This window comes from Ruegeria sp. P10, assembly GCF_056534925.1.
On sequence record NZ_JBQERJ010000008.1, the window covers coordinates 183,605 to 209,406 of the forward strand.

At 59.9% G+C, this 25,802-nt stretch carries 24 protein-coding genes; 12 read left to right on the forward strand and 12 right to left on the reverse strand.

Annotation, left to right across the window (positions count from 1 at the left end; translation table 11 throughout):
* Complete coding sequence (locus tag ACR0FB_RS14815; RefSeq protein ID WP_152456873.1) at positions 1–372, forward strand: YraN family protein; 372 nt, start codon at positions 1–3, stop codon at positions 370–372.
* Positions 373–433: 61 nt separating this feature from the next.
* Positions 434–1,366, forward strand: coding sequence for a glutathione synthase (gshB, locus tag ACR0FB_RS14820; RefSeq protein WP_480621316.1), 933 nt, complete (start codon positions 434–436; stop codon positions 1,364–1,366).
* Here the strand turns inward: gshB and ACR0FB_RS14825 are convergent.
* The 4 genes from ACR0FB_RS14825 to cobU are packed head-to-tail and all read right to left on the reverse strand — an operon-like array spanning position 1,363 to position 4,961.
* Positions 1,363–2,877 (reverse strand): YifB family Mg chelatase-like AAA ATPase, encoded by a 1,515-nt coding sequence (locus ACR0FB_RS14825; RefSeq protein WP_480621314.1) that lies wholly within the window; start codon positions 2,875–2,877, stop codon positions 1,363–1,365. The two genes, gshB and ACR0FB_RS14825, sit on opposite strands and share 4 nt — an antisense overlap.
* A gap of 47 nt (positions 2,878–2,924) precedes the next feature.
* Positions 2,925–3,806: a glutathione S-transferase gene (locus ACR0FB_RS14830; protein WP_210093315.1), complete on the reverse strand. Its 882-nt coding sequence runs from the start codon at positions 3,804–3,806 to the stop codon at positions 2,925–2,927.
* Between the two features lie 58 nt (positions 3,807–3,864).
* Positions 3,865–4,443: a histidine phosphatase family protein gene (locus ACR0FB_RS14835; RefSeq protein ID WP_480491930.1), complete on the reverse strand. Its 579-nt coding sequence runs from the start codon at positions 4,441–4,443 to the stop codon at positions 3,865–3,867.
* Positions 4,440–4,961, reverse strand: coding sequence for a bifunctional adenosylcobinamide kinase/adenosylcobinamide-phosphate guanylyltransferase (gene cobU / locus ACR0FB_RS14840; protein ID WP_171724248.1), 522 nt, complete (start codon positions 4,959–4,961; stop codon positions 4,440–4,442). Before cobU ends, ACR0FB_RS14835 begins: the two co-directional genes overlap by 4 nt.
* A 99-nt stretch (positions 4,962–5,060) precedes the next feature.
* On the opposite strand from cobU, the gene ACR0FB_RS14845 reads away from it, so the two are divergent.
* The 6 genes from ACR0FB_RS14845 (at position 5,061) to ACR0FB_RS14870 (ending at position 11,631) form a co-directional block, all read left to right on the forward strand.
* A complete protein-coding gene (locus ACR0FB_RS14845; RefSeq protein ID WP_480621312.1) occupies positions 5,061–5,939 on the forward strand; it encodes an RNA polymerase factor sigma-32 in 879 nt (292 codons plus the stop codon).
* Positions 5,936–6,760 carry a ChaN family lipoprotein gene (locus ACR0FB_RS14850; protein ID WP_480491933.1) on the forward strand — a complete coding sequence of 275 codons (825 nt, stop codon included), beginning with the start codon at positions 5,936–5,938 and terminating at the stop codon, positions 6,758–6,760. Before ACR0FB_RS14845 ends, ACR0FB_RS14850 begins: the two co-directional genes overlap by 4 nt.
* Before the next feature lie 63 nt (positions 6,761–6,823).
* Positions 6,824–8,020, forward strand: a complete 1,197-nt coding sequence (gene coaBC / locus ACR0FB_RS14855; protein ID WP_480621310.1) for a bifunctional phosphopantothenoylcysteine decarboxylase/phosphopantothenate--cysteine ligase CoaBC — start codon at positions 6,824–6,826, stop codon at positions 8,018–8,020.
* A 15-nt stretch (positions 8,021–8,035) separates the two neighbouring features.
* Complete coding sequence (gene dut, locus ACR0FB_RS14860; RefSeq protein WP_152456882.1) at positions 8,036–8,491, forward strand: dUTP diphosphatase; 456 nt, start codon at positions 8,036–8,038, stop codon at positions 8,489–8,491.
* Complete coding sequence (locus ACR0FB_RS14865; protein WP_480621308.1) at positions 8,491–9,540, forward strand: HesA/MoeB/ThiF family protein; 1,050 nt, start codon at positions 8,491–8,493, stop codon at positions 9,538–9,540. Before dut ends, ACR0FB_RS14865 begins: the two co-directional genes overlap by 1 nt.
* Before the next feature lie 75 nt (positions 9,541–9,615).
* Entirely contained in the window at positions 9,616–11,631 is a 2,016-nt protein-coding gene (locus ACR0FB_RS14870) for a M3 family metallopeptidase (RefSeq protein WP_480621306.1), read from the forward strand.
* Between the two features lie 2 nt (positions 11,632–11,633).
* Here the strand turns inward: ACR0FB_RS14870 and ACR0FB_RS14875 are convergent, their stop codons facing one another.
* From ACR0FB_RS14875 to ACR0FB_RS14900, 6 genes are read right to left on the reverse strand one after another with little or no spacing between them, the layout of a single operon-like run.
* On the reverse strand, positions 11,634–12,566 hold the full coding sequence (locus ACR0FB_RS14875; protein WP_480621304.1) for a 2-hydroxyacid dehydrogenase: 933 nt from the start codon (positions 12,564–12,566) through the stop codon (positions 11,634–11,636).
* 15 nt (positions 12,567–12,581) lie between these two features.
* On the reverse strand, positions 12,582–13,721 hold the full coding sequence (gene rodA / locus ACR0FB_RS14880) for a rod shape-determining protein RodA (protein WP_171634836.1): 1,140 nt from the start codon (positions 13,719–13,721) through the stop codon (positions 12,582–12,584).
* Positions 13,718–15,667, reverse strand: a complete 1,950-nt coding sequence (gene mrdA / locus ACR0FB_RS14885) for a penicillin-binding protein 2 (RefSeq protein WP_480621302.1) — start codon at positions 15,665–15,667, stop codon at positions 13,718–13,720. Before mrdA ends, rodA begins: the two co-directional genes overlap by 4 nt.
* Positions 15,664–16,200: a rod shape-determining protein MreD gene (locus ACR0FB_RS14890; RefSeq protein ID WP_171634834.1), complete on the reverse strand. Its 537-nt coding sequence runs from the start codon at positions 16,198–16,200 to the stop codon at positions 15,664–15,666. The genes mrdA and ACR0FB_RS14890 overlap by 4 nt, the downstream gene beginning before the upstream one ends.
* Positions 16,193–17,095 carry a rod shape-determining protein MreC gene (gene mreC, locus ACR0FB_RS14895; RefSeq protein WP_480621300.1) on the reverse strand — a complete coding sequence of 301 codons (903 nt, stop codon included), beginning with the start codon at positions 17,093–17,095 and terminating at the stop codon, positions 16,193–16,195. Before mreC ends, ACR0FB_RS14890 begins: the two co-directional genes overlap by 8 nt.
* A gap of 58 nt (positions 17,096–17,153) precedes the next feature.
* Positions 17,154–18,200 (reverse strand): rod shape-determining protein, encoded by a 1,047-nt coding sequence (locus tag ACR0FB_RS14900; RefSeq protein WP_039523195.1) that lies wholly within the window; start codon positions 18,198–18,200, stop codon positions 17,154–17,156.
* 155 nt (positions 18,201–18,355) lie between these two features.
* Here ACR0FB_RS14900 and ACR0FB_RS14905 point away from each other — a divergent pair, with 155 nt between their 5' ends.
* Positions 18,356–19,141, forward strand: a complete 786-nt coding sequence (locus ACR0FB_RS14905) for a 23S rRNA (adenine(2030)-N(6))-methyltransferase RlmJ (protein ID WP_171634832.1) — start codon at positions 18,356–18,358, stop codon at positions 19,139–19,141.
* 177 nt (positions 19,142–19,318) lie between these two features.
* Here ACR0FB_RS14905 and ACR0FB_RS14910 read toward each other — a convergent pair whose 3' ends face one another.
* Complete coding sequence (locus tag ACR0FB_RS14910) at positions 19,319–20,887, reverse strand: 2-isopropylmalate synthase (protein ID WP_171634829.1); 1,569 nt, start codon at positions 20,885–20,887, stop codon at positions 19,319–19,321.
* Between the two features lie 288 nt (positions 20,888–21,175).
* On the opposite strand from ACR0FB_RS14910, the gene ACR0FB_RS14915 reads away from it, so the two are divergent.
* A complete protein-coding gene (locus tag ACR0FB_RS14915; protein WP_171634821.1) occupies positions 21,176–21,841 on the forward strand; it encodes an SDR family NAD(P)-dependent oxidoreductase in 666 nt (221 codons plus the stop codon).
* A 4-nt stretch (positions 21,842–21,845) separates the two neighbouring features.
* On the opposite strand, the gene ACR0FB_RS14920 is transcribed toward ACR0FB_RS14915, so the two are convergent.
* The gene (locus ACR0FB_RS14920) at positions 21,846–23,327 is read right to left on the reverse strand and encodes an MORN repeat-containing protein (protein ID WP_480621706.1); all 1,482 of its coding nucleotides are present in this window, start codon (positions 23,325–23,327) and stop codon (positions 21,846–21,848) included.
* Between the two features lie 153 nt (positions 23,328–23,480).
* On the opposite strand from ACR0FB_RS14920, the gene ACR0FB_RS14925 reads away from it, so the two are divergent.
* Both ACR0FB_RS14925 and ACR0FB_RS14930 read left to right on the forward strand, forming a co-directional pair.
* Complete coding sequence (locus ACR0FB_RS14925) at positions 23,481–25,139, forward strand: NAD+ synthase (protein ID WP_480621705.1); 1,659 nt, start codon at positions 23,481–23,483, stop codon at positions 25,137–25,139.
* A gap of 311 nt (positions 25,140–25,450) precedes the next feature.
* Positions 25,451–25,675: a hypothetical protein gene (locus ACR0FB_RS14930; RefSeq protein ID WP_480621704.1), complete on the forward strand. Its 225-nt coding sequence runs from the start codon at positions 25,451–25,453 to the stop codon at positions 25,673–25,675.
* Positions 25,676–25,802: the final 127 nt, after the last annotated feature.

Below are 25,802 nucleotides of genomic sequence, written 5' to 3' on the forward strand. Positions count from 1 at the left end.
ATGGGGCGGCGTGCAATTCAGGGCTCGGTTTCCTATCAGGCGGGGCAGTCGGCCGAGCTTCGGGTCGCCTCGGACTATGAGCGCCGGGGTTTTGCAATTGCGCATCGCCGGTGGCGGGGTGCCGGTGGTGAAATCGATCTGATTGTGCGGGATGGCGACGGGCTCGTGTTCATCGAGGTCAAGAAAAGCTCCAGTTTCGAAAAAGCTGCAGCTCGGATCAGTCAAAGACAAATTGACCGAATCTGTGCCTCGGCCGCGCAATACCTGGAAAACGAACCGGGTGGGCAATTGACCAATGTCCGATTTGACGCGGCACTGGTAGATGGCACTGGCGCGGTTCAAATCATCGAAAACGCCTTCGGTCACGCCTAAGCCCCATTGAACCCTCAGGCCTGCTGGGCCATGTATCTTGCGTGAAACTGAGGGACACGACATGAAAATCGCCTTTCAAATGGACCCGATCGGGGCCGTGGACATCAACGCCGACAGCTCATTCCGTCTGGCGGAGGAGGCGCAGGCGCGCGGTCATTCGTTGTTTTTCTATGGGCCGGATCAGCTGGCCTATCAGGAAGGTCGTATCACGGCGCACGGCCATGACATGACCGTGCAGCGGGTCGCCGGCGATCCGGCGATTCTGAGCCCCGAACGTGAAGTTGACCTGGCCGATTTCGACGTGGTCTGGCTGCGTCAGGATCCACCCTTTGACATGCATTACATCACGTCCACCCATCTGCTGGACCGCCTGAAAGGGCAAACGCTGGTGGTCAACGACCCGTTCTGGGTGCGGAACTATCCTGAAAAACTGCTGGTTTTGGATTTCCCTGACCTGACGCCGCCGACAACGATTGCCCGTGACATAAAAACGATCAAGGCGTTCAAGGAAAAGCACGGCGATATCATCCTAAAGCCGCTTTATGGCAATGGCGGTGCGGGCGTGTTCCGACTGGATGCCAATGACCGCAACCTGACCTCTCTGCACGAGCTGTTCACGGGGTTCTCGCGCGAGCCTCTGATCGTGCAAAAGTTCCTGCCGGATGTCAGCAATGGCGACAAGCGGGTGATCCTCGTGGACGGTGAACCGGTTGGCGCAATCAACCGGGTGCCAGCCGCGGGCGAAACGCGGTCAAACATGCATGTGGGCGGGCGCCCGGAAAAGATCGGGTTGTCACAGCGTGATCTGGAGATCTGCGCCGCCATCGGACCGCTGCTGAAAGAAAAAGGTCAGATTTTTGTCGGGATCGACATCATTGGCGACTATCTCACCGAAATCAACGTGACCTCGCCCACCGGCATTCAAGAGCTGGAACGGTTCGACGGCGTGAACATCGCCGAGAAGATCTGGCAGGCGATTGAAGCCAAGATCTAAGCCATGACCCGGGCGCTGATGCGAAAGCTCAGCGCCTCTGCAACATGTGGCCTGCGGATGTCGGCTGAACCGTCCAGATCGGCGATCGTCCGCGCCACCCTCAGGATCCGATGAAAGGCACGCGCCGATAGGCCGAACCGATCTGCGGCCTTCAGCAAAATGGCTTTTCCTTCTGCATCGGGTGTTGCGATCTGTTCCAGAACTTTGCCTTCGGCGTCGGAATTCTGACGCAGGTCCGGCATTCCCCGAAACCGCTCGGCCTGTATGGCGCGGGCGTTTTCAACCCGCGCGGCAACTGTCGCCGAGCTGTCGCCGGATGGGGGCAGATCAAGATCGGTGAAGCCCACAGGCGGAACTTCGATCCGCAGGTCGAACCTGTCCATCAGGGGCCCCGAGATACGGTTCAGATAATCCTCGCCGCAGCCGGGTGCGCGAGAGCAGGCGCGCGATGGATCCGTCAGGTAGCCGCATTTGCACGGGTTCGCGGCGGCCACCAGCATGAAACGGCAGGGGTATTTCACATGGGCATTGGCACGCGCCACCATGACTTCTCCGGATTCTATTGGCTGGCGCAGGGTCTCCAGAACCGTACGGGGAAATTCGGGGAACTCATCCATGAACAGCACGCCGTTATGCGCCAATGAGATCTCACCGGGCTTGGCACCTTTGCCCCCGCCGACAATGGCTGCCATCGAGGCCGTATGATGCGGTTCCCGAAATGGACGCGTGCGGTTGATGCCGCCTTCATCCAGCAACCCGCACAGGGACTGGATCATCGAAGTTTCCAACGCTTCGACTGCGGTCAGCGGTGGCAAGATGCCCGGAAGCCGTGCGGCCAGCATGGATTTGCCCGACCCCGGCGTGCCGATCATGATCAGATGGTGACGCCCGGCTGCCGCGATTTCCAAGGCGCGCTTGGCGCGTTCCTGCCCCTTTACATCGCGCAGATCCCGCACGCTGGGCGCCAGATTCACCTCGCCGGGTTGTGCCGCCGGCAAAGGGCACTGTCCCGAGAAATGGCGGACAACATCGCCCAGGGAACCCGCGCCGATAACCTGAGTGGCGTCGACCCATGCAGCCTCGGCGCTGGAGGCTTTGGGACACAGCAACATGCGATCTTCTGACGCGGCCGTCATGGCCGCGGGCAGGGCGCCGACGACAGGCACCAGAGATCCATCAAGCGACAACTCTCCCAGTGCAACTGTTCCTTCGGCGGCATCGGCTGGGATGACCTCGAGTGCCGATAACAGCGCGACTGCGATGGGCAGGTCGAAATGGCTGCCTTCCTTGGGCAGATCCGCAGGAGACAGGTTGATCGTAATTCGTTTCGACGGCAGAGCGATGGCCATCGCACTCAGCGCGCTGCGGACACGGTCGCGGGCTTCGGACACGGCTTTGTCGGGAAGGCCAACGATGGAAAAGGCCGGCAAGCCGGGCGATACGGCACATTGCACCTCGACCGGGCGGGCTTCGACGCCGTGAAAGGCAACAGTGTGGGCGCGGGCGACCATGGCAGTCCTGTTCTTGGTTAACAGGGTGTTGCTGCCATGATTGTGGTTTAAGAGTCGTTAACGGTTGCGCGCAATGCAGCGAATTTTGGCCACGCGTCGGGATCGGCAATTGTTTTGTCGCGGCAGAATGGATTGCAGAAGCCCCAGCATTTTCCATCCAACTCCAGAAATTCCGCAACGGGTTTGCCGGAATACGGGCAAACTTGGTTGATTGACGGGCCGGAGACCGGCTTGGCGGTTGAAACCCCTCCGATCGGCCAGGGCTTGGACGGCAAATCCTGACGATAGGGAAAAGGGTCGTATCTGACAGTCAGGCCCATTGCGCGCCATTGTCTGACGGCGGGGTCTGACAACAGGTCCAGGCAATAGGTCCGGTTCGCCTTGGAAACTGGCAGCCCATATCCGATGATCCGCGCTGCGACAGGTGTGTAAAACACGTCCGCCAGCGAATACGCGCCGAACAACGGGCCTTGTCCCGCACCGGACACTTTGCGTGCATGGTCCCAGAGTATTGCGATGCGTGCCAGATCTGCCAGTGTTTCATCTGAGGGGTCGAAACCCTGCCAGACGTGCAGCAATTGCATCGGGCATTCATCCCGCAAGGCACCAAACCCTGCCACCATCTCGGCGCATAGCCAGCGGGCGGTTGCCCGGGCGGCGGGATCTGATGGCCACAAGCCGGCATCAGGGTGGCGCTCGGCCAGGGTTTCAGCCATGGCCAGGCTTTCGCCCACCACAGTTCCTTCCGGCAGGCGCAGGGCAGGCACAAGTCGCGCTGGGGCCAAGGGCTCCATATCCTGTGCCATGGTGCCCGAATACAGGCCAATCATGTGGCTTCTGTAGGGAAGGTTGAATTTCTCAAGCATCAACCAGCCACGCATTGACCAGCTGGAGAAGAGGCGGTCGCCGATATACAAATCATATGTCATACGCAGACGATGCCGCAGGTTCGCAACCCGGTAAAACAGTGATTTGTGTGGGGTCTGTTCACGGAAGGTGATTGATCGTACCGACGGACCACCTGCCTGCGTCGATCAGGATATCCGTTACCGACAGGTTGTCGATTCGGTGTGAAAAGGTCTGTTGTCCGTCCAGATCAAGGGCGCGCTGCACTTGCGTGAGGATAACGCCGAAATGCGCGACGATGATTAGATCGCGGCCTGAATGTGCTGAAACAAGCGTGTCGATCGCCGCATCAACCCGATTGCGGACGTCGTTCCAGCTTTCACCTTTCGGAGCGCGGACATCGCCGGGGTTGTCCCAATATGAAAAGGCCAGTTCCGGGTCTTCGGCTTCGATTTCGGCAAATCCGCGCAACTCCCAGTCGCCAAAATGGATTTCCCGCAAGCCCGGTTTATGGGGAAGGCGTTGACGTTGACCTTGTATGGCCGTGGCGGTGTCAACCGCCCGTGACAGATCGGACGAGATCACAAGCGCCTTGGGCGGCAAATGGTCGTGCAGACGTTTCAGTGCGGCTGTATCGCTAAGGTCAGCGGGCAGGTCGGACCAGCCGACCATGGTTTTCGCATGTGTCGGCCCGTGTCGAACAAGGTGAAGGCGCATCACGGCATTTGCCCTTTCAGAACCAAGGGCAACCCGGCAGTGATCTGCACCACCAGATCGGCCTGCGCTGCAAGCGCGATGTTCAGCCGCCCCTGTGCTTCGCGAAACCGGCGGGCCAGGGTGTTGTCCGGGACAATGCCGTGGCCAACTTCGTTCGAGACGATCACGATTTGCGCAGGGCATGCACGAAGGGCGTCAAGCAGGGCGGTTTGTGCCGCTTCCAGATCGGTTTCGGCCAGCAGGTGGTTGCTCAGCCACATGGTGGCGCAGTCAATCAGGCAAATCTGATCGGGCGACAACGTGGCCAGAACCGGCCCCGGATCGAAAGGTTCTTCAACCGTGGTCCACCCGTCGCCGCGTTGTTCAAGATGGCGCTCAATCTTCTGGCGCATCTCGTCATCAAACACTTGTGATGTCGCAAGGTAAACTCGGCTTTTCCCCTGAGAAACAACCAGTTCTTCGGCGAAAACCGACTTGCCCGACGCGGCCCCGCCCAGAACCAAGGTTAAATCCGGCGACACAGTACTTACCTATAGTTGATCCGTTTGGTGCTGTTTTGCGTAATGGTCATAGGTCGGCAAAGCAAGTCTGACCAGTACCTGCAAACAGGGGAGAGGTTTATGGCACTGGATAATGCGACGGACTTTTCGATGTCCCGGCAAGCAATGAAGGCCGAGCTGCTGGATGCGGAAACCGAACTGAAACTGGCTTATGCATGGCGTGATGAGCGTGATGAACAGGCGTTGCACCGTCTGATCACCGCCTATATGCGTCTGGCGATTTCGATGGCGGCCAAGTTCAAGCGCTATGGCGCGCCGATGAATGATCTCATTCAGGAAGCAGGCCTTGGCCTGATGAAGGCCGCAGACAAGTTCGACCCAGATCGCGGCGTGCGGTTTTCGACCTATGCCGTATGGTGGATCAAGGCAAGCATTCAGGACTATGTGATGCGGAACTGGTCCATGGTTCGGACCGGGTCAACCTCATCTCAAAAATCGCTGTTTTTCAACATGCGTCGCGTTCAGGCCCGGCTGGAACGGGAAGCCGCCACCGAAGGGCAGGAATTGGACCGTCATCAGTTACACCAGATGATCGCCACGGAAATCGGTGTGCCGCTGCGCGACGTCGAGATGATGGAAGGTCGTCTGTCCGGCTCTGATTTTTCGCTGAATGCGGTGCAATCCGCTGATGAGGATGGGCGCGAGTGGATCGATGCCCTGGAAGATGACCGCGAGCAGGCAGCCGAAGCAGTTGAACACAGCCATGATACCGAACAGTTGCGCAAGTGGCTGTTGACGGCGATGAATGCCTTGAATGATCGCGAGCGTTTCATTGTGCGCGAGCGCAAGCTGCGAGACCCTGCGCGAACCCTGGAAAGCCTGGGAACCGAGCTGGGTCTGTCAAAAGAACGTGTACGACAGCTTGAGGCCGCAGCCTTTGCGAAAATGCGCAAGAACCTTGAAGCCCAGTCGCGCGAGGTGCAACACTTCATCGTATGAAACAGTTTGCGATTCTTGCGTTTGTTCTGGGTCTTACGGTTGCGGCAGCGCGACCGGGGCTGGCAGATAGACTTGTTCCCGCTGATGCCATGTCCGCGATGCGGGACGCCGATGTCTTGATATTGGGGGAAGTTCACGACAACCCGACGCATCATTTGGTGCAGGCCGAGGCGCTTGAAGCTGTTTCACCTTCGGCCGTCGTCTGGGAAATGGTCACGGAAGAGGGCGCGCAGAGACTCGCTCAGAAAGCTGTGTCAAACCCGGAAGAACTGAGCCACATTCTGAAATGGGCTGAAAGTGGCTGGCCGCCGCTCAGCATGTATTATCCGGTGTTCGAGGCGTCAGGCGCGCCGGTTTACGGGGCTATGGTTCCGCGAGCTGCCGCGCGTGCCGCGATGGAACGTGGTGCTGCCACGGCGTTGGGGGCAGACGCGGCGCGTTATGGTCTGACGGTGCCTCTATCGCCCGAAGAACAGGCCGCGCGCGAAGCCGACCAGTTGGCGGCGCATTGCGATGCGCTTCCGGCTGAAATGTTGCCCCAGATGGTAGCGATTCAACGATTGCGCGATGCTGTGCTGGCCCGTGCTGTGGTCCGTGCGATGGACGAAACCGGGGGTCCAGTTGCCGTGATTACTGGAAATGGTCACGCGCGAAAGGATCGGGGCATACCGACCTATCTTGCGCGCCTCAGACCAGGTTGGAAAGTCGTGGCCGTCGGACAATCCGAGGATGGAGCGATCGACGGAGAATTCGATATCGTGATTGATAGCCCCACGGCCGAGCGCGAAGACCCCTGTGCGGCATTTCAGGTTCAGAATTAATCGCTGGAACTACCTGCGGGCCTTGCCTAATGTCGGGGCCGACCGGGACAGGAAGGGCTGAACATGCTGTCATCCAAACGCATTCTGCTGATTATCGGTGGCGGAATCGCGGCCTACAAATCGCTGGACCTGATCCGCAGGTTGCGCGAGCGTGGCGCGGACGTAACCCCTGTATTGACGCGCGCTGCGGAAGAGTTTGTGACGCCGCTGTCCGTATCGGCTCTGGCAGGTGAAAAAGGCTATCGCGATCTGTTTGATCTCACCGATGAGGCCGAGATGGGGCATATTCAACTGTCCCGCTCTGCGGATCTGATCGTCGTGGCCCCCGCAACGGCGGATCTGATGGGCAAGATGGCCGCAGGGTTGGCCAACGATCTGGCCTCGACCCTTCTGATGGCCACGGACACACCCGTTCTGTGTGCGCCCGCGATGAATGTGCGGATGTGGACCCACCCGGCAACACAGCGAAACCTGAAGCAGCTGCAAGCGGATGGCGTGCGCTTTGTGGGCCCGAACGAAGGCGACATGGCCTGTGGCGAATACGGCCCGGGGCGCATGTCCGAGCCGCTGGAAGTTGTCACGGCGATTGAGGCTCGGTTGTCTGCGGGGCCTTTGACGGGCAAGCGGGTGCTGGTGACGTCCGGCCCGACGCATGAGCCGATAGATCCGGTCCGGTATATAGCCAACCGCTCGTCCGGGGCCCAAGGTGCCGCCGTAGCCCGGGCGCTGGCGGAATTGGGGGCCGAGGTGACCTTTGTGACTGGCCCGGCAGACGTGCCGCCCCCGGCGGGTGTGCGGGTCGTACCTGTCGAAACCGCGCAACAGATGTCTGATGCGGTTGATGCAGCTCTGCCCGTCGATGCCGGAATATTCGCGGCTGCGGTCGCGGACTGGCGTGTCGCCAGCGCGTCGGACAAGAAGCTGAAGAAAAGTCGCGATGGCCTGCCGGTACTGGAATTCACCGAAAACCCGGACATTCTGAAACGTGTTTCCGGGATGGGCGCGAACCGTCCGCCATTGGTTGTCGGCTTTGCGGCCGAGACGGACAATGTGATTGAACACGCCACGGCCAAGCGTCTGCGCAAAGGCTGTGACTGGATCGTCGCCAACGATGTCAGCCCTGCAACAGGCATTATGGGCGGGTCAGAGAATGCGGTCATCCTGATTTCGGACAACGGGGCCGAGGAATGGCCCCGTATGGGGAAAGACGAAGTTGCCCGGCGTCTGGCGGCGAAAATCGCGGACGCGTTGGCAGGCTGAAGGAAAGGCAAGGGCATGGTTGCAATCCGGGTGATCCGCGAAGACGGGGCAGACCCCGCCGTGGCGCTTCCCTCTTACGAAACCTCGGGGGCGGCCGGCGCGGACGTGCGTGCCAATCTGCCCGACGGCGCGCCGATTACGCTGGACCCCGGTCAGCGGGCGCTGGTGCCGACCGGCCTGCGCATTGAAATCCCGCAAGGGTATGAGGTGCAGGTTCGGCCCCGCTCGGGCCTTGCGTTGAAACATGGGATTACACTGCCCAACACGCCGGGCACCATTGACAGCGACTATCGTGGGCCCTTGGGCGTGATCGTGATGAATGCGGGCCAGGAACGGTTCGAGATCGCCCACGGAGATCGTATCGCGCAGCTTGTGGTCGCGCCGGTGGTGCAGGCCAGGTTTGAACTGGCTCAGGCGCTGGGCGAAACCGATCGCGGGGCTGGCGGTTTCGGCTCGACCGGGCGCGGCTGATGCTGTTGGTTTTCATCCTGGCTGCGGGGCTTTGGGGCGTCGGTTATTTCGCCGGCACGTCCCCAAAAGCGCGGGTGGTTTCCGTGAGTGTGTTGTTGGCCGGCGTCATACTGTCCCATCTGATCTTGCCGGATGGGCACCCTCTTCGCGAAGCAACGGGTGGGTCTGCGGCGCTTTGGCTGATCCTCGTGGGTTTCGCGGCGCTGGCTTTGCTGTATGGCAGAATACTCAAAGCCTTACGCAACCGCGCAGTTTCAACTTCGGAACCGGAGCCCGACATGCCCTCGGACCGATTTACCGAGGCCGAACTGGACCGCTATGCCCGCCATATCGTGTTGCGCGAACTGGGTGGGCCCGGTCAGAAAAAACTTAAGAAAGCCCGCGTGCTGGTGATCGGCGCAGGTGGTCTGGGCGCACCTGCGCTGCAATATCTGGCGGCTGCGGGTGTCGGCACGATCGGGATCATCGACGATGACGTCGTCGAGAATGCCAACCTGCAACGACAGATCATTCACCGCGACGCGGATATTGGAATACCCAAGGTCTTTTCGGCCCAGCAGGCGATGGAGGCGCAAAACCCGAACGTCGTTGTTCTGCCCTATCACCGCCGCTTGAGCGAGGAAATCGCCACTGACCTGTTTGCAGACTTCGATCTGATTCTTGACGGAACCGACAATTTTGAGACCCGGTATCTGGCAAACCGAACCGCTGTCGCGCTGGGCAAACCGCTGATTTCGGGGGCTTTGTCGCAGTGGGAAGGTCAACTGAGTGTGTTTGACCCCGCCAATGGCAGCCCCTGCTATCAGTGTATCTTCCCAGAGGCCCCGGCGCCCGGTCTGGCCCCGTCCTGTTCCGAGGCCGGTGTGATCGGCCCGCTGCCGGGCGTCGTCGGATCAATGATGGCGGTCGAGGCGATCAAGGTGATAACGGGCGCCGGCATGGCGCTGCGCGGCGAGATGCTGATCTATGACGCGCTGTACGGTGAAAGCCGCAAGATTGTTCTGACCCGCCGGGACGATTGCCCCGTGTGTGGCATGAGAAACGATTAACCTTTCTTCACATGGGTTGGGTGTTCTGGAACACCCGGCCGTGGCGACATAGCTATGGGATCAAAGGAGATCCGCATGACCAACCCGATCCTGTCCAACTGGACCACACCGTTTGAAATCGCCCCTTTTTCCGATATCTCGGATGATGATTTCTCGCCGGCACTGGAGCAGGCGATGAAAGAGCATAACGCCGAAATTGACGCGATAGCGGCAAATCCGGATACCCCCACATTCGCCAACACGATCGAGGCGCTCGAGGCTGCGGGCGGGCAACTGGACAAGGTTCTGTCGGTCTTCTTCACGATTGCGGGCGCGGACAGCAACCCCAAGCGGGAAGAACTGCAACGCGCGTTTTCCCCCAAGCTTTCGACGCATTTTTCGGGCATTTCTTCCAACAAGTCGCTGTTCAAGCGTGTGGCCGACCTATGGGCACGGCGCGATGATCTTGACCTGACTGAGGAACAGGCGCGTGTGCTGATGCTGACCCACCGGGGCTTTGTGCGTGCCGGTGCGGCTTTGGTAGGGGACGAAGACACCCGTATGCAAGAGATCAAGTCGCGCCTTGCGTCGCTGGGCACCTCGTTTACCCAGAACCTGCTGGCGGATGAGCGGGACTGGTACATGGATCTGACCGAAGGGGATCTGAACGGCCTGCCGGATTTCGTCGTGGACGCGGCGCGTGCCGCGGGGCAGGAGAAGAAAGCCAAGGGGCCGGTGGTCACCTTGTCACGGTCGCTGATCGTGCCGTTTCTGCAATTCTCGCCCCGCCGGGACCTGCGTGAAAAAGCCTATCGCGCCTGGGCCGCACGCGGCGCCAATGGGGGCGAGACCGACAACCGAGACATCGCGGCCGAGATCCTGGCCTTGCGCGAAGAGCGTGCCAAGCTTCTGGGCTATGACACGTTCGCCGACTACAAGCTGGAAACCGAGATGGCGCGCACGCCGGATCGGGTGCGCGAACTGTTGATGCAGGTTTGGGAACCGGCCAAGTCCCGCGCAGACGCCGACGCGGATGTTCTGACGCAGATGATGCAGGAAGACGGCATCAACGGCCCGCTGGAAGCTTGGGATTGGCGGTACTATGCTGAAAAGCGGCGCAAGGCGGAACATGATCTGGATGAGGCTGCGTTGAAACCCTATCTGCAACTGGATCGTATGATCGAGGCTTCGTTTGCCTGCGCCAACCGGCTTTTCGGGCTGGATTTCAAACCGTTGGACGTACCCCTCTATCACCCGGATTGCCGGGCTTGGGACGTTACCCGCGACGGGCAGCATATTGCCGTATTTATCGGAGACTACTTTGCACGAGGGTCCAAGCGGTCAGGCGCCTGGTGCAGCGCGATGAGGGCGCAGGCCAAATTCCCGAAGAAGCAGACACCGGTTGTCATCAATGTCTGCAACTTTGCCAAAGGGGATCCCGCCTTGCTGTCCTATGATGACGCGCGGACCCTGTTTCATGAATTCGGCCATGCCCTGCACCAGATGCTGTCCAACGTGACATATGAAAGCATCTCGGGCACGTCCGTGGCGCGCGATTTCGTAGAATTGCCCAGCCAGCTTTACGAACACTGGTTGGAAGTGCCCGAGGTTCTTGCCGAGTTTGCGACCCATGCGGAAACGGGCGAGCCGATGCCGCAGGAAATGCTGCAAAAGGTGCTGAAGGCGGCCAATTTCGATCAGGGATTCCAGACGGTGGAATATGTCGCCTCGGCCCTTGTTGATCTGGCCTTCCACGATGGCGAGGCACCGGCAGATCCGATGGCGAAACAGTCAGAAGTTTTGGCCAGGTTGGGGATGCCGAAAGCCATTGGAATGCGCCACGCTACTCCGCATTTCGCGCATGTCTTTGCAGGCGATGGCTACAGCTCGGGGTACTACAGCTATATGTGGTCCGAAGTGATGGATGCCGACGCCTTTGCCGCCTTTGAAGAGGCGGGAGGTGCCTTTGACCCCGAACGCGCCAAAGCGTTGGAGGACAACATCCTGTCCACTGGCGGTTCGCGCGAGGCAGAAGACCTGTATCTGGCGTTCCGGGGAAGATTGCCGGGGGTTGACGCCCTGTTGAAAGGCCGCGGTCTGATCGCGGCCTGAAATCAGTAGCCCAAAGCGCGATCCACCAGGTGCACGAAGGGCTCTCCGGCTTCGCCACGCCGGATGTTTTCGCAAATGACCTGCGCGGCTGTGACCGGGCGGGTCTCGGACGCGATATGAGGGGTCACCGTCACGTTCGGATGTGCCCAATACGGATGATCGGGGGGCAGGGGCTCGACCCGGAACACATCCAGCGTCGCGTGACCGACCTGACCCGCGTTCAAGGCATCCAGCAGCGCATCGTCATCGATCAGGGGTCCGCGACCCGGGTTGATGATCCGCGCGCCCTTGGGCAGCAGGGCCAGCGTTTCAGCATTCAACGCGTTTTCGGTGGCAACGGTGTCAGGCAGCAGCAGAACCAGTATCTCGGCCCGGGAAAGCGCGTCACGCAGACCGTCAGGACCATGCAGGCAGGTTACGCCGGGGATGTCCTTGGCGGTGCGGCTCCAGCCTGTGACCGTGAAATTCAGCGAGGCCAGGGTGCGGGCCGCGGCTTCGCCCAACGCGCCGAGGCCCAGAATGCACACCTTGCGCTCTTGCGCCAAAGGTGGGGCATCCGGGGCCCAGACGCCATCCTGGATGGTGATGTGGCGATCCATTCCCAGATGATAGCGCAGCACATGGCCCACCACCCATTCGGTCATACCTTGCGTCAGCCCGTGATCCACCATTCGCGCCAAGGGGACGGTCAGCGTGTCATTGTCCGCGATCTTTTCAACCCCGGCCCAGAGGCTCAGAACCGCCTTCAGGCGTGTAAAGGGCGAAAAATCCAGTAACCCGCCATTCGGAGCGTAGACAACGTAATCGACCTGATCCGGGTCAAATTCCGTACCGAGCCGCGCCTCAACGCCGGCCTCCGCAAGGTATCGAGTGAGCAGCGGTTCATACACGGGCCACAGGGCAGGGCGCGCGGAAAACAGAACGTTTACGGGCATCGGGGGCCTTTCGGATCAGCGGGGACGATGGATATGAGCGCTTTGGACGATGCCGAACGCGGCCATCAGCACCAGCATGGCCGATCCGCCATAGCTGACCATTGGCAGTGGGACGCCCACAACCGGTGCCATGCCCATCACCATCGACATGTTGACGGCAAAGAACAAGAAGAAGTTTAGCGCGATGCCCAGAGTAACCAGTGACGAGAACCGATCCTTGGTGGCCAGTGCGGTCGCCATACAGAACACAAGGATCAAGGCGTAGAGAATCAAAAGCGTGATGCCACCGACGAATCCGAATTCTTCTGCGAGGGTGGTGAAGATGAAATCGGTGTGTTTCTCGGGCAGGAAGTTCAGCCGGGATTGCGTACCCTGCATGAAACCGCGCCCGTTCCAGCCCCCGGAACCAAGGGCGATCTTGGATTGCGTGATGTGATACCCGGCACCCAAAGGATCGGTAGAGGGGTCAAGAAACGTGTCGATCCGGCGGAACTGATAATCCTTGAGCAACTGCCATTCGGTCCCGCGACTGTTGAACACGGCGGCGATCAGGCCCACGACGGCGGCAATGACGGCTGCAAAGTAGGCCCAGTGGACACCCGCAAGAAACATCAGCCCGCCACCGGCAGCCAACAGCAGGATCGACGTGCCGAGATCCGGCTGTTTCAGAACCAGCAGGGTTGGCAGGACAATCAGGGCCACGGGAACAAAGACCCAAAGAGGGCGCGACGTCTTGTGCGATGGCAGCCAGTCGTAATACGCCGCCAGAACCATGACCAGGGCCACCTTCATGACTTCTGAGGGTTGCAGGCGCATGAACCCAAGGTCGATCCAACGCTGCGCGCCCATGCCGATGGTGCCGAACAACTCCACGAATACCAGCAACGCGACCGACCCGAGATAGGCCAGCACGGACATGTTGCGCCAGAACCAGATCGGAACCAAAGCAATGATGAACATCGCGATCAGGCCAAGCCCGAACCGCTCCATCTGTGGTTCTGCCCAGGGTGTCCACGACCCGCCTGCAACCGAATACAGCATCAGGAACCCTGCGCTGGCCGTGCTGATCAGCAACAGGGTCAGCGGCCAGTTCATGTACAGGAATTTCCGAAACCCCGACGGCGTGGATTTCACGGCATATTCAAGATAGCTCATGCGCGGTCCTTTCCGTCGGGACGCGCTTTGGGGCGACGGTCGCCCTCGAGCCGTTTTTGCTGTTCCTTGATCCGCTCGCGGTCGGCAACCGGATATGCCTCAAGCGGCGGGGTACCGTTGTAGAGCGCCTGAAGCATGATATCGCGGGCCACCGGTGCCGCCGCCTTGGACCCGCCGCCGCCATGTTCAACGACCACGGCAACCGCGTATTTCGGATTGTCATAGGGCGCGAAGCAGACGAACAAGGCGTGGTCGCGACGCTCCCATGGCAGGTCTTCGTTGCGGATCACGCCGGCGGCACGTTCGGCCTTGGTGATGTTGCGGACCTGGCTGGTGCCGGTTTTGCCGGCCATGCGGAACTCGTCCGCGATGATGCGGCTGCGATAGGCCGTCCCACGCCGATCGTTCGAGACCGAGTACATGGCCTTGCGCACCTGTTCCAGATTGTAGGCGTTGATGTCCAGCGGTTCCCCTGCGCCCGAAGGCTGTTCGACACCGTCGATCGAACGTACAAGGCGCGGTGTCACCGATCGGCCGGTGGCGATACGAGCCGTCATGACGGCCAGTTGAAGCGGTGATGCCAGCATGAACCCTTGCCCAATGGACGCGTTGGCCGTGTCGCCCACCAGCCAATCCTGACCGTGTGTCCGCTGCTTCCATTCCTGATTGGGGGCAAGTCCAGCGGCGACCGCCGACATCGGAATATCGTGTTTGACGCCTAGGCCCAAAGTACGAGCCATTTCGGATATCTTGTCGATCCCGACCCGCAAAGCCACGTCGTAGTAATAGACGTCGCAGCTGCGTTTCAGCGACAGGTTCAGATCGACCGTGCCATGCCCGCCGCGCTTCCAGCAGTGGAACCTGCGGCTGCCGACCTTTAGATGCCCGGGGCAATACACTGTGTTTCCAGGGCCTATCACGCCGGCCTCCAGCGCGGCCAATGCGGTGACCATCTTGAAGGTCGACCCCGGAGGATAAGTGCCTTGCACGGACTTGTTGGCCAGAGGGCGGTACTTGTCCCCCGTCAATGCCCGATAATCCGCGACCGAGATACCGCGCACAAAAAGATTTGGATCAAAACTGGGTGTAGAGCTGACAGCGCGCAGGTCCCCGGTTTCGCAATCCAGAACAATTGCCGCCGCGCTTTCTCCTGCCAGCCGCGCTTGCGCATATTGTTGCAGGTCGGCATCGATCGCCAATTGCAAGTCCGCACCCGGCTGACCTTCCTGCCGGTCCAGCTCGCGCATGACCCGCCCTGTGGCATTGACTTCGACACGCTTTGCACCGGCTTTGCCACGCAGGGCTGTTTCCTGCTTGGCTTCCAACCCGACCTTGCCAATCTGAAACCTGGGAATTCGCAAAACCGGCTCGGGGTCTTCGAGCTTGCTGAGATCGTAGTCGCTGACCGGGCCGACATAGCCGACGATATGGGCGAAATCCTCATAGCGTGGGTATTGCCGTGTCAGGCCCACTTCGGGCGTCACACCCGGAAGGGCCGGGGCATTGACTGCGACTTTCGAGATGTCTTCCCAAGTGACCTGATCCGCCAGAGTGACCGGCAGGAACGGGGCTGATCGGTGCATTTCAGTCCGGGCGCGTTCGATCTCATCATCGTTCAGCGGGATGAGTTCCGACAATTTGGCAATCACCTTGTCGACGTCACCTGCGTCTTCACGCACGATGACGATGCGATAGGATGGTGAGTTCTGACCGATGATTTGACCATTGCGGTCATAGATACGTCCACGGGTTGGCGGGATAAGTCGAATGTTGATGCGGTTTTCTTCGGCCAGCAGACGGTATTCGTCGGCCTGATCCACCTGCATGAAACGCATCCGTGCGGCCAGCCCGCCGATAAAGGCCGCCTGCAAACCGCCCAGCAGCAGCGCCCGGCGTGGCAGGCGTTTATAGGCAAGGCCCTGCGACTTGGGTTTGCGTTGTTTCATGCTCCGCCCCCTACGGCTCCGGCATCCGCAGCAGACAGGCGGTGGACGCCAAATACGCTTTGGCTCAACAGCACGATGAACGGGTAGAAGGCGATTGTCAGCACAAGTTGCATAACGACTGGCCACAAAGCGGCCTGCTGCACAGACAAGATCGACAAAACGACTCTGTTCGTCAAAAAGACCATGGCAATCACCACACCGACAGACATCCATTCTCCGACAAACCCAGTGTCCTTCATACCCGGAGCGGCAGAGCGCAGATAGGCTGTGCCAAACACCACCAGCGCAGCCAGAAGGCCGGGCGGGCGTTGCAGCAACAGATCCGCCATCAGCATGACAAACGCGACCAGCAGCGTGGGCACATAGTCGGGGCGCCGCAATACCCAGGCAAAGGTCAGCGCAATCAATACATCAGGAAAAGGCCAGCGATCCGGTTGCGCATCAAGCGGCAGCAAATGCAGAAACAGAACGACAAAGGCCAGCGCAACGTAAAGGCCGCGCATGGCCCAGTTGTATGAGGCGGGCCTATCCATCGCTGACCTCATCCGGCACAAGCGCAGTTTCGGGCCGAGTTGGCCCGACGATCCCACCCGGATCCTGAATCGGCTGGGGCGAATGGAAGCGCAGAACACGAAGAAACTCGAGCCGTTCAAAATCTGCTGAAAGGCGAACGCGCAGGCGGCCGCCCGGATCTGCGGCGATCTGGCCGATCAAAAGGCCTGCCGGAAAAACGCCACCGTCGCCGGATGTGATCACCCGATCACCGGGGCGGACCAGCTCTCGGTTTTCAAGAAACTCGACCACTGGGGCCGGAGTATTGTCTCCTTTGATCAACGCGGTCTGGCCAGAAGGCTGAATCGTTGCCGGAATGGCGCTGGTGGCATCCGTCACCAGGATCACCCGAGCCGTGTCTGGCCCGACGCCGGAAATTCGGCCAACCAGCCCGATTCCATCCATCGTGGCCCAGCCATCAACGATCCCGTCGCGTTCCCCCACATTCAACAGGACGGACTGCCGAAAGGGTGATCCGCTGTCGGCCATCACAACACCCGTGATGTATGTCAGGCGCGGGTCGAGGCGGACATTGTTCAGATCCAGCAGCCGCGCATTTTCCTGCTCCAATTGCAGTGCGGCCTCTTTCCAGGCACGCATCAGGCGCAGTTCGCTGCGCAGCTCGCGGTTCTGCTCGCTCAGACGCTGGTAGCTTTGGAAATCGCGCACAAGGTTCACAGCGGCGGTCACGGGCACCATGGCCCAATCCATCGACGGTACGACCGCGTCCACCACCTGCGCGCGGAACCGCTCGACGCGCGGGCTGTCGATCCGCCAAACCAGAAAGATACCCAGCAAGCACAGGATGACGATCCCCAACAACAAGCGGCGCAGAGGGGTCGTGTAGTCATCGCGCTGTGATCGGTCTTTTGCCACAGGTTACCTTCCCGTGCTGCTCGTGCCGAATTCAGACTGCCCCTAAAAGGTGCGCGCCTCAGCTTTCGTAGTCAATCGCGTGGCGCAGCTGTTTTTCGTATTCTAGCGCCTTGCCGGTGCCCAAAGCCACACAATTCAGGCTTTCGTCCGCGATGGACACGGCCAGGCCGGTCTGTTCGCGCAGGGCCAGATCCAGATCACCCAGCAATGCACCACCGCCTGTCAGCATGACGCCGCGATCCACGATATCGGCGGCGAGATCGGGCGGAGTGGTCTCCAGCGCGGTCATCACCGCTTCGCAGATCTGCTGGACGGGTTCCGACAGCGCCTCGGCGACCTGGGCCTGGCTGATCTCGATTTCCTTGGGTACGCCGTTCAACAGGTCACGACCCCGGATATGCATCGACTGGCCGCGGCCATCATCAGGCATCCGCGCCGTGCCGATCGTCGTCTTGATGCGTTCGGCAGTGGATTCACCGACCAGCAGGTTCTGCTGACGGCGCAGGTACGAGATGATGGCTTCGTCCATGCGGTCGCCACCCACGCGGACCGAGCGGGCATAGACGATGTCGCCCAGCGACAGAACGGCCACTTCGGTCGTACCACCGCCGATGTCGACGACCATGTTGCCGGTCGGGTCGGTGATCGGCATGCCCGCGCCGATGGCGGCGGCGATCGGTTCCGCGATCAGGCCCGCGCGGCGCGCGCCTGCGGACAAAACCGACTGACGGATTGCGCGTTTTTCGACTGGGGTCGCACCGTGAGGTACGCAGACGATGATCTTGGGTTTCGAAAAGGTCGAACGTTTGTGCACCTTGCGAATGAAGTGCTTGATCATTTCCTCGGCGGTGTCGAAGTCGGCGATCACGCCTTCACGCATGGGGCGGATGGCTTCGATCGAACCGGGCGTCCGGCCCAGCATCAGCTTGGCATCTTCGCCGACGGCCAGAACTTTCTTAACGCCGTCCTTGACGTGATAGGCTACGACCGAAGGCTCAGACAGGATGACACCGCGCCCCTTGACGTAAACCAGCGTGTTCGCCGTTCCAAGGTCGATGGCCATGTCCGCTGTGAACAGGCCGCCCAGATTGCCAAAGATCCCCATGTTTCCCCTGATCCTGTATGTCGGTTTTTCTACTGCCCGCGACTCGACGGTTCCGGGACGGATGACTTATAGGGTGCCATCACGCCCGGTAAAAGGGCTGATTCCGCGACAATCAGCACCTTTCCGCCTTATTGAATGGGACTTTAGAAGGCAAAATGCTCTCTTATCAACATATTTACCACGCCGGGAATCTGGCTGATGTCCAAAAGCACGCATTGCTGGCCTGGGTGCTGAATTATTTGACGCAGAAGGACAAGCCGCTCAGCTATGTCGAAACGCATTCCGGGCGAGGGCTGTACCAGTTGGACGCGGACGAATCCATGAGGACGGGCGAGGCGGCGGCGGGAATCGAGCGCGCGAAACGAGAAGGGTGGTTCGGCCCCGGACATCCGATGGCGCGGGTTCTGGAAAACACACGGGCCCGGCACGGCGACGCGGCCTATCCGGGATCGCCGATGATTGCAGCACATCTGTTGAGGGATCAGGACAGTCTGCATTTTGCCGAGCTGCACCCCCAGGAACATGCCGCGCTGTCTTTGGCTATGTCGCCGTTCGGGGCGAAGGTGTATCGGCAGGACGGGTTTGAACTGGTGCAATCCCTGCTGCCTCCGACGCCGCGTCGGGGGCTATTGCTGATTGACCCAAGCTATGAGGTGAAGACCGACTACGATCGACTGCCCGCAGCGATTGCCAAACTGCACCGGAAATGGAATGTCGGGGTGATCGCGCTGTGGTACCCGGTTCTGAAGGACAAACGCCACGCCCGGATGATCGCGACGCTAAAAGCGCAAAACTTCCCCAAGGCCATTTGCCATGAGGTGACGTTCCCACCGGTGCGCGAGGGGCATCGGATGGTGGGGTCAGGGATGTTCATTCTGAACGCACCATTCGGCATCGAGGAAGAGACGACACGCCTGTCGCAGCTATTTGCAGGCCTCTGAGGCCAGCCAAAGAAATGCAACCGATACTCCCGCCCTGTTTGCCTGCATCAGAGATGCCGTCAAACATGTTGGGCCCGCCAGCGCGCCGCAGGCGCGCTGCCGGGCCCAAAGCTGCAAGGGTGCTCGGCGCAGCCGGGCACCCGCAGGTGCGGGAGCCCCTCACCGCGCCAATTTTGATCAGGTCAGGTCTTTGTAGCTGATTTCGCGGGCATCCGCGCCCGGGCCGGTCTTTTCCCGGCGCACGATCAGGCGGTTCAGCGCGTGGATATAGGCTTTGGCCGAAGCCACGACAGTATCCGTGTTCGCCGACTGACCCGTGGCGATCATGCCATCTTCTTCCAGCCTGACCGAAACCGTGGCCTGCGCATCGGTGCCTTCGGTCACCGCATGAACCTGATACAGCTGCAAACGGGCCGTGTTGGGGTAAATCGCACGGATCGCCTTGAAGGTTGCGTCTACCGGCCCGTCACCGTGTTCAGTTGCGATGACGTCCTTGCCGTCGACTTCCAGCTCGACCGTCGATTCCGCCTGGCCGCCGGTGCCGCAGGTGACTTTCATCGACACCAATTGCAGATAGTCGTCCGCCTCGTCCAACGTCATCAGCGCAATGAGATCGTCGTCGAACACTTCTTTCTTGCGATCCGCCAGATCCTTGAACCGCACGAAGATGTCTTTGAGTTGATTGTCGCCAACTTCAAAACCCAGCGTTTCCAGTTTGTCGCGCAGAGCCGCGCGGCCCGAGTGTTTGCCCAGAGGCAGGGACGTGCCCGACAGGCCGATATCCTCGGGGCGCATGATCTCGAAATTGTCGCGGTTCTTGAGCATGCCGTCCTGATGGATGCCGCTTTCGTGGGCAAACGCGTTCTTGCCGACGATGGCCTTGTTGAACTGCACGTTGAAGCCCGACACCGTAGCGACCCGGCGCGAGATATGCATGATCTTGGTCGTGTCGATCCCGGTGTGGAAGGGCATGATGTCATTGCGCGTGCGCATTGCCATCACGACCTCTTCCAGGGCGGTGTTGCCGGCGCGTTCGCCCAGGCCGTTGATGGTGCATTCGATCTGGCGTGCGCCACCGATGACCGCCGCCAGCGAATTCGCTGTCGCCATGCCAAGGTCGTTATGACAATGGGTGGCAAAGATCACCTCATCTGCGCCCGGAACCGTTTCGATCAGGCGTTTGATCAGGTCAGCGGATTCCAGAGGCGCAGTATATCCCACGGTGTCGGGGATGTTGATGGTGGTTGCCCCGGCCTTGATCGCGATTTCGATGACGCGGCACAGGTAATCCCATTCGGTCCGGGTTGCATCCATCGGCGACCACTGCACGTTTTCGCACAGGTTGCGCGCGTGGCTGACCGTTTCGTGAATTTTGTCCGCCATCTCGTCCTGAGTCAGGTTCGGAATGGCGCGGTGCAGTGGAGAGGTGCCGATGAAGGTGTGAATGCGGTTCTGTTCCGCGTGTTTGACCGCCTCCCAGCAGCGATCGATATCGGCGAAATTGGCGCGGGCCAGACCGCAGATGCGGCTGTTTTTGGATCGTTGTGCGATCTCGGTTACCGCTTTGAAGTCACCTTCGGATGCGATCGGAAAACCGGCTTCGATGATGTCGACGCCCATGTCATCCAACAGTTCGGCAATCTCGAGCTTTTCGTCATGGGTCATGGTCGCGCCGGGGCTCTGCTCGCCGTCGCGCAAAGTGGTATCGAAGATCAAGACGCGGTCTTGGTCGGTCACGTTGGTCATGGGAATCTCTTTCTTGTCTGTCCTAAAGCCTGTTGGCGCGCTGGCGTCCTCCTCTGAGCGGGCGCGCCGGATGGCACGCTCAGAGGCGGATTAGGATCAGTAGGCCACGCAGAACCGCGCCGCGAGGGGCGGCTTTGGCAAAAGGGATATCTGCGCAGTTGATCATGGGTCTGAGGTTATACAGACGCCGCCGGGAATGAAAAGAACCAATTTTCGACAAGTTGCGGTGCAGGGGGTTGGAAATTCCCGTCCCTTGATTGATCCGTCCATGCCGCTAGCTGGTCACAGATGGATACTGCTTTGATCATTGGTGCGTCCGGCGGGATTGGTGCGGCCGTACGCGAGCAATTGGAGGCACAGGGCGTTGCGGTGACGTGCCTCTCGCGCTCTGTCGAGGGGTTCGATCTGATGGAGCCAGATCAAGCGAGCCGGATGCTTGATCGCTTATCGGGCCCGTTCGATCTTGTTCTTGTCGCTTCCGGGGCGCTGGAAATTTCAGGCAATGCGCCCGAAAAGACCATTCGATCTGTTTCGGCAAGGGCAATGATGGACCAGTTTGCTCTGAATGCCGTAGGTCCGGCGTTGGTGCTAAGCCGGGCCCATCAGTTGTTGCCGCGACAGCGGCGTTCGGTATTTGCTGTATTGTCCGCGCGGGTCGGGTCCATTGGCGACAATCGGATGGGCGGCTGGATCAGCTACCGCGCGGCCAAGGCCGCGGTCAATCAAATCGTCCATACTTCGGCAATTGAATTGGCCCGGACCCATAAACAGGCGATATGTGTTGCGCTGCATCCCGGCACGGTCAAGACAGAGTTTACTCGGAAATATCTGGGACGGCACCCTGCCGTTGAACCCGGTGAAGCCGCGCGCAACCTGATGTCCGTGATCGGCGGGTTGCGCCCGGCGGATACCGGTGGGTTCTTTGACTGGGCCGGAAAACCTGTTCCTTGGTGAGCGATCATTCGCCAGACGGATCTGGTTGTGCCGCCTCTGAATCCGGGTCTGTCTGCTGTGCCGGAGCGTCTGCGCCGCCCTGCTGGTCCGGGGTTTGATTTGGCAAAACACCGTTTTCCCAGATACCAGTTTCTTCTTGTCCGTTGGCATAGCGCATGGTTCCGCTGCCCTGCCTCTTGTTGTCGACAAAGTTGCCCTCATAGACGTCGCCGTTCGAATAGGTCGCTATGCCTTCACCGTTGATTTTGCCTTCGGACCAGTCGCCGACATACTTGAACCCGGCAGGGGTCACGATTTCTCCTTTGCCGTGACGCTTTCCGTTCACGAAGTCCCCGGTGTAGACCGTGCCGTCAGAGTAGGTCGCCTTGCCTTTTCCCTGACGGACCCCGTTGACCCAGTCTCCGTCATAGATCGAACCGTCCGCGCGGGTCATCACACCCTTGCCGTGGCTTTGCGCGTTTTTGAACTGGCCCCTGTAGATCATGCCGGTGGCATAGGTCGCTGTACCCTGACCTTCGATAACGCCAGCGATCCACTCACCCTCGTAAGTGGAGCCGTCGGGATAGGTGATGCGGCCGTTTCCTTCCGCCAGATCGGCCACGAAATCGCCCACGTAAACCGAACCGTCGGGATAGGTCAGCTCACCCAGGCCTTCTATCTGACCCTGGTTCCAGTCGCCGGTGTACACAAATCCATCGGTTCCGGTGAACGTGCCCTTGCCATGGCGGCGATCATCGACAAAGTCGCCCTCATAGACGTCCCCTGACGCGTGAGTTACTTTGCCTTTGCCCTGACGGCGCCCCTGCACAAGCTCGCCTTCATACACATCACCATTGGCATAGGTCAGGCGACCAGTTCCGGTGATCTGGTCCTGCGTCCATTCGCCTTCGTACACCATTCCGTCAGGCATCGTCTGGGTGCCTGTGCCATCGCGCAAGCCGGCGTTGACATCGCCTTCGTAAACGCTGCCATCGGCATAGGTGATCGTGGCCTTACCTTGCCGCTGACCGTCCACCCAGTCGCCATCGTAGACATATCCGTCGGGAAAGGTCAGTTTGCCCTTGCCGTGCCGTTGCGCGTTCCTGAACTCACCCTCATAGCGCGAGCCATTGGCAAATTCAGCGATGCCCGTGCCGTTAATGGATCCGTTGGACCATTCACCGTCATAGCTGCTGCCATTGGCGTAAACGATCTTGCCGCGCCCGTCCGGCTGACCTTTGACGAACGCGCCTTCATAAACCGATCCATCCGGGTACTTGGTGATGCCCTGGCCTTGAATTTCGCCTTCCACCCACTGGCCGGTGTATTCGAACCCGTTGGGCAGCCGATACGTACCCGTCCCGTGGCGCAGGCCATTCTCATAAGTGCCCTCGTAGACGCCGCCCACTTCGTCATCCTTGACGATAATCGTGCCGTCCTGCGCAACAGCGGTCGCAGCTGCCAGGCTCATGGCCACAGCCCCAATTAAGTTTCGGATCACGTTCATTTTGGTCCTGCCTGCCGGATCATCGTTGGTTGCATCCCTGGGCGCAAAACTAGGACACCGTCGAGGGCAGGGCAACGGGTTTTGCCGCATTGGCCTTTTACTCGCGCGGTGATCTGCTAAATGGCAGTAGGACTGACGAGGCAAGAGGGCAGCATGGCCGACCGTTTCCGCATCACTCTGGCGCAACTGAACCCGACCGTAGGGGATATCGACGGCAATGCGGCCAAGGTCGTTGCCGCGTGGGAACAGGGCAAAGCGGCGGGCGCCGATCTGGTGGCGTTCCCCGAGATGTTCATCACCGGATACAACACGCAGGATCTGGTGCTGAAGCCGGTGTTTCATCGCGCGGCCATGGATGCGGTCGAGACTCTGGCCGGAAAATGCGCCGATGGACCCGCGATTGCCCTGGGTGGTCCGTGGGTCGATGATGGCAAGTTGTACAATGCCTATCTGATCCTGAAGGGGGGGCGGATCACCAGCAAGGTTCTGAAGCACCACTTGCCGAATGAGACTGTTTTCGACGAAGTGCGCCTGTATGATGCGGGTCCTCTGGGTGGTCCTTATTCGGTTGGCAACTTCCGGATCGGCAGCCCCATCTGCGAGGATGGCTGGCACCCGGATGTGGCGGAAACCCTTGAGGAAACCGGGGCCGAGTTTCTGCTGATCCCCAATGGGTCGCCCTATTTCCGGAACAAATACGATGTACGTCTGAACCATATGGTCGCGCGCGTGGTCGAAACGGGCCTGCCGCTGATCTACCTGAACATGGTTGGCGGGCAGGACGATCAGGTCTTTGACGGTGCCAGCTTCGGTCTCAACCCGGGCGGAGAGCTGGCCTTCCGGATGCCGGTATTCGACGAAGTGGTTGCGCAGGTGGATCTTGAGCGCGGCGACGATGGCTGGCGCATTGTGCCGACAGAAATCGTGCCCCAGCCGGATGTGTGGGAGCAGGATTATCGCGCGATGGTGCAGTCCCTGCGGGACTATATGGGCAAGACCGGTTTCAAAAAAGCAGTTCTGGGACTGTCCGGAGGGATCGATTCCGCGTTGGTGGCGACCATCGCGGTGGATGCCATCGGGGCCGACAATGTTCGCTGCGTGATGTTGCCGTCGGAATATACCAGCCAAGCGTCATTGGACGATGCCGAGGCCGTCGCCAAGGCGCTTGGTGTGCACTATGACCATGTGCCGATTTCGGAAAGCCGGGCTGCTGTCACCAACACGCTCGCTCCGCTATTTGCGGGGTTGGACGAAGGCTTGACCGAGGAGAACATTCAGTCGCGCCTGCGCGGGCTTTTGCTGATGGCAATCTCGAACAAATTCGGCGAAATGCTGTTGACCACCGGCAACAAGTCCGAGGTCGCGGTGGGCTATGCCACGATCTATGGTGATATGAATGGCGGCTACAACCCGATCAAGGATCTGTACAAGACCCGCGTGTTCGAAACCTGCCGCTGGCGCAACGCCAACCATCGAGACTGGATGATGGGGCCTGACGGAGAGGTCATTCGCCCGTCCGTCATCGACAAACCCCCCAGCGCCGAACTGCGCGAAGATCAGAAAGACAGCGACAGTCTGCCGGACTATCCCGTACTGGACGCGATACTTGACATTCTGGTCGATCAGGATGGCTCCATCGCGGATTGCGTCGCCGCCGGATTTGACGAGGCGGACGCGCGAAAGGTCGAGCACCTGATCTATATCAGCGAGTACAAACGGTTCCAGTCCGCTCCGGGCACACGCTTGAGCAAGCGGGCATTCTGGCTGGACCGGCGGTACCCGATCGTAAATCGCTGGCGTGATCGTCACTGAAATCGAAGCCAAACCCGTCAGTTCGGAAACAGTGAAGTTTCCGCGCTGCGCATTGTCCCCTGATCGAGGGGCAAAGCCCGTGCAACGGGGCGAAAAAGGCCATCTCTGGCTTGCTTGGGTGACATTTTTCTGACACATTTTTGCTTGGAAGTTGCCCAATGTGGGGCGGATGCGACGCATTGTTGTTGATGGCGAAGGCCAGCCGTGGTGATCGCGGCGTATCCGGGGTTGGATGTCTGAGTAAATGGTTTGGTGTTAAAATGTACGAGAATGTTGAAAGATCGCTTCATGCGCCTTTGAAATGGCGCACAATGGAATCTTTGCCGCAAGATTTGGATGAAGAAAAACTGGATGCAGCAATTGCCGATCTGTTGAATGAGCCGCGGCAGTCGGAAGATCAGAAAGCGGCCATGTTGCGGCCAGAGTTTCCGCAATTGCTTCCACAGGAAGACGTATCCGCGCAAGCGGCGCTGAAGGAAAACCGGTTGTCCGCGATCTTGCGTCAGAAATGGGCGGAACTGTCCGGCGCAGCGTAACCTTTGGCCCCGCGCTTTTAACCTCAGGCGTCTGGGTCACAGAAGCCGAAAATCGTATGTTGCGGTGGCAGTTTGTATTGCCCATGCTTTGTCTTTTGGTCTCCATAGCGGTCCAAGTGACAGAGTA

Excerpts from the sequence above, each read along its gene's own strand:
- ACR0FB_RS14825 (WP_480621314.1), bottom strand. The coding sequence starts at position 2,877 with ATGGTCGCCCGCGCCCACACTGTTGCCTTTCACGGCGTCGAAGCCCGC.
- rodA (WP_171634836.1), bottom strand. The coding sequence starts at position 13,721 with ATGAGCTATCTTGAATATGCCGTGAAATCCACGCCGTCGGGGTTTCGG.
- ACR0FB_RS14875 (WP_480621304.1), bottom strand. The coding sequence starts at position 12,566 with ATGCCCGTAAACGTTCTGTTTTCCGCGCGCCCTGCCCTGTGGCCCGTG.
- ACR0FB_RS14910 (WP_171634829.1), bottom strand. The coding sequence starts at position 20,887 with ATGACCAACGTGACCGACCAAGACCGCGTCTTGATCTTCGATACCACT.
- ACR0FB_RS14850 (WP_480491933.1), top strand. The coding sequence starts at position 5,936 with ATGAAACAGTTTGCGATTCTTGCGTTTGTTCTGGGTCTTACGGTTGCG.
- coaBC (WP_480621310.1), top strand. The coding sequence starts at position 6,824 with ATGCTGTCATCCAAACGCATTCTGCTGATTATCGGTGGCGGAATCGCG.
- ACR0FB_RS14930 (WP_480621704.1), top strand. The coding sequence starts at position 25,451 with ATGGAATCTTTGCCGCAAGATTTGGATGAAGAAAAACTGGATGCAGCA.
- ACR0FB_RS14900 (WP_039523195.1), bottom strand. The coding sequence starts at position 18,200 with ATGGGGATCTTTGGCAATCTGGGCGGCCTGTTCACAGCGGACATGGCC.
- mrdA (WP_480621302.1), bottom strand. The coding sequence starts at position 15,667 with ATGAAACAACGCAAACCCAAGTCGCAGGGCCTTGCCTATAAACGCCTG.
- ACR0FB_RS14915 (WP_171634821.1), top strand. The coding sequence starts at position 21,176 with ATGGATACTGCTTTGATCATTGGTGCGTCCGGCGGGATTGGTGCGGCC.
- ACR0FB_RS14865 (WP_480621308.1), top strand. The coding sequence starts at position 8,491 with ATGCTGTTGGTTTTCATCCTGGCTGCGGGGCTTTGGGGCGTCGGTTAT.
- ACR0FB_RS14830 (WP_210093315.1), bottom strand. The coding sequence starts at position 3,806 with ATGACATATGATTTGTATATCGGCGACCGCCTCTTCTCCAGCTGGTCA.
- ACR0FB_RS14845 (WP_480621312.1), top strand. The coding sequence starts at position 5,061 with ATGGCACTGGATAATGCGACGGACTTTTCGATGTCCCGGCAAGCAATG.
- ACR0FB_RS14925 (WP_480621705.1), top strand. The coding sequence starts at position 23,481 with ATGGCCGACCGTTTCCGCATCACTCTGGCGCAACTGAACCCGACCGTA.
- ACR0FB_RS14870 (WP_480621306.1), top strand. The coding sequence starts at position 9,616 with ATGACCAACCCGATCCTGTCCAACTGGACCACACCGTTTGAAATCGCC.
- ACR0FB_RS14815 (WP_152456873.1), top strand. The coding sequence starts at position 1 with ATGGGGCGGCGTGCAATTCAGGGCTCGGTTTCCTATCAGGCGGGGCAG.
- gshB (WP_480621316.1), top strand. The coding sequence starts at position 434 with ATGAAAATCGCCTTTCAAATGGACCCGATCGGGGCCGTGGACATCAAC.
- ACR0FB_RS14890 (WP_171634834.1), bottom strand. The coding sequence starts at position 16,200 with ATGGATAGGCCCGCCTCATACAACTGGGCCATGCGCGGCCTTTACGTT.
- dut (WP_152456882.1), top strand. The coding sequence starts at position 8,036 with ATGGTTGCAATCCGGGTGATCCGCGAAGACGGGGCAGACCCCGCCGTG.
- ACR0FB_RS14920 (WP_480621706.1), bottom strand. The coding sequence starts at position 23,327 with ATGAACGTGATCCGAAACTTAATTGGGGCTGTGGCCATGAGCCTGGCA.
- ACR0FB_RS14905 (WP_171634832.1), top strand. The coding sequence starts at position 18,356 with ATGCTCTCTTATCAACATATTTACCACGCCGGGAATCTGGCTGATGTC.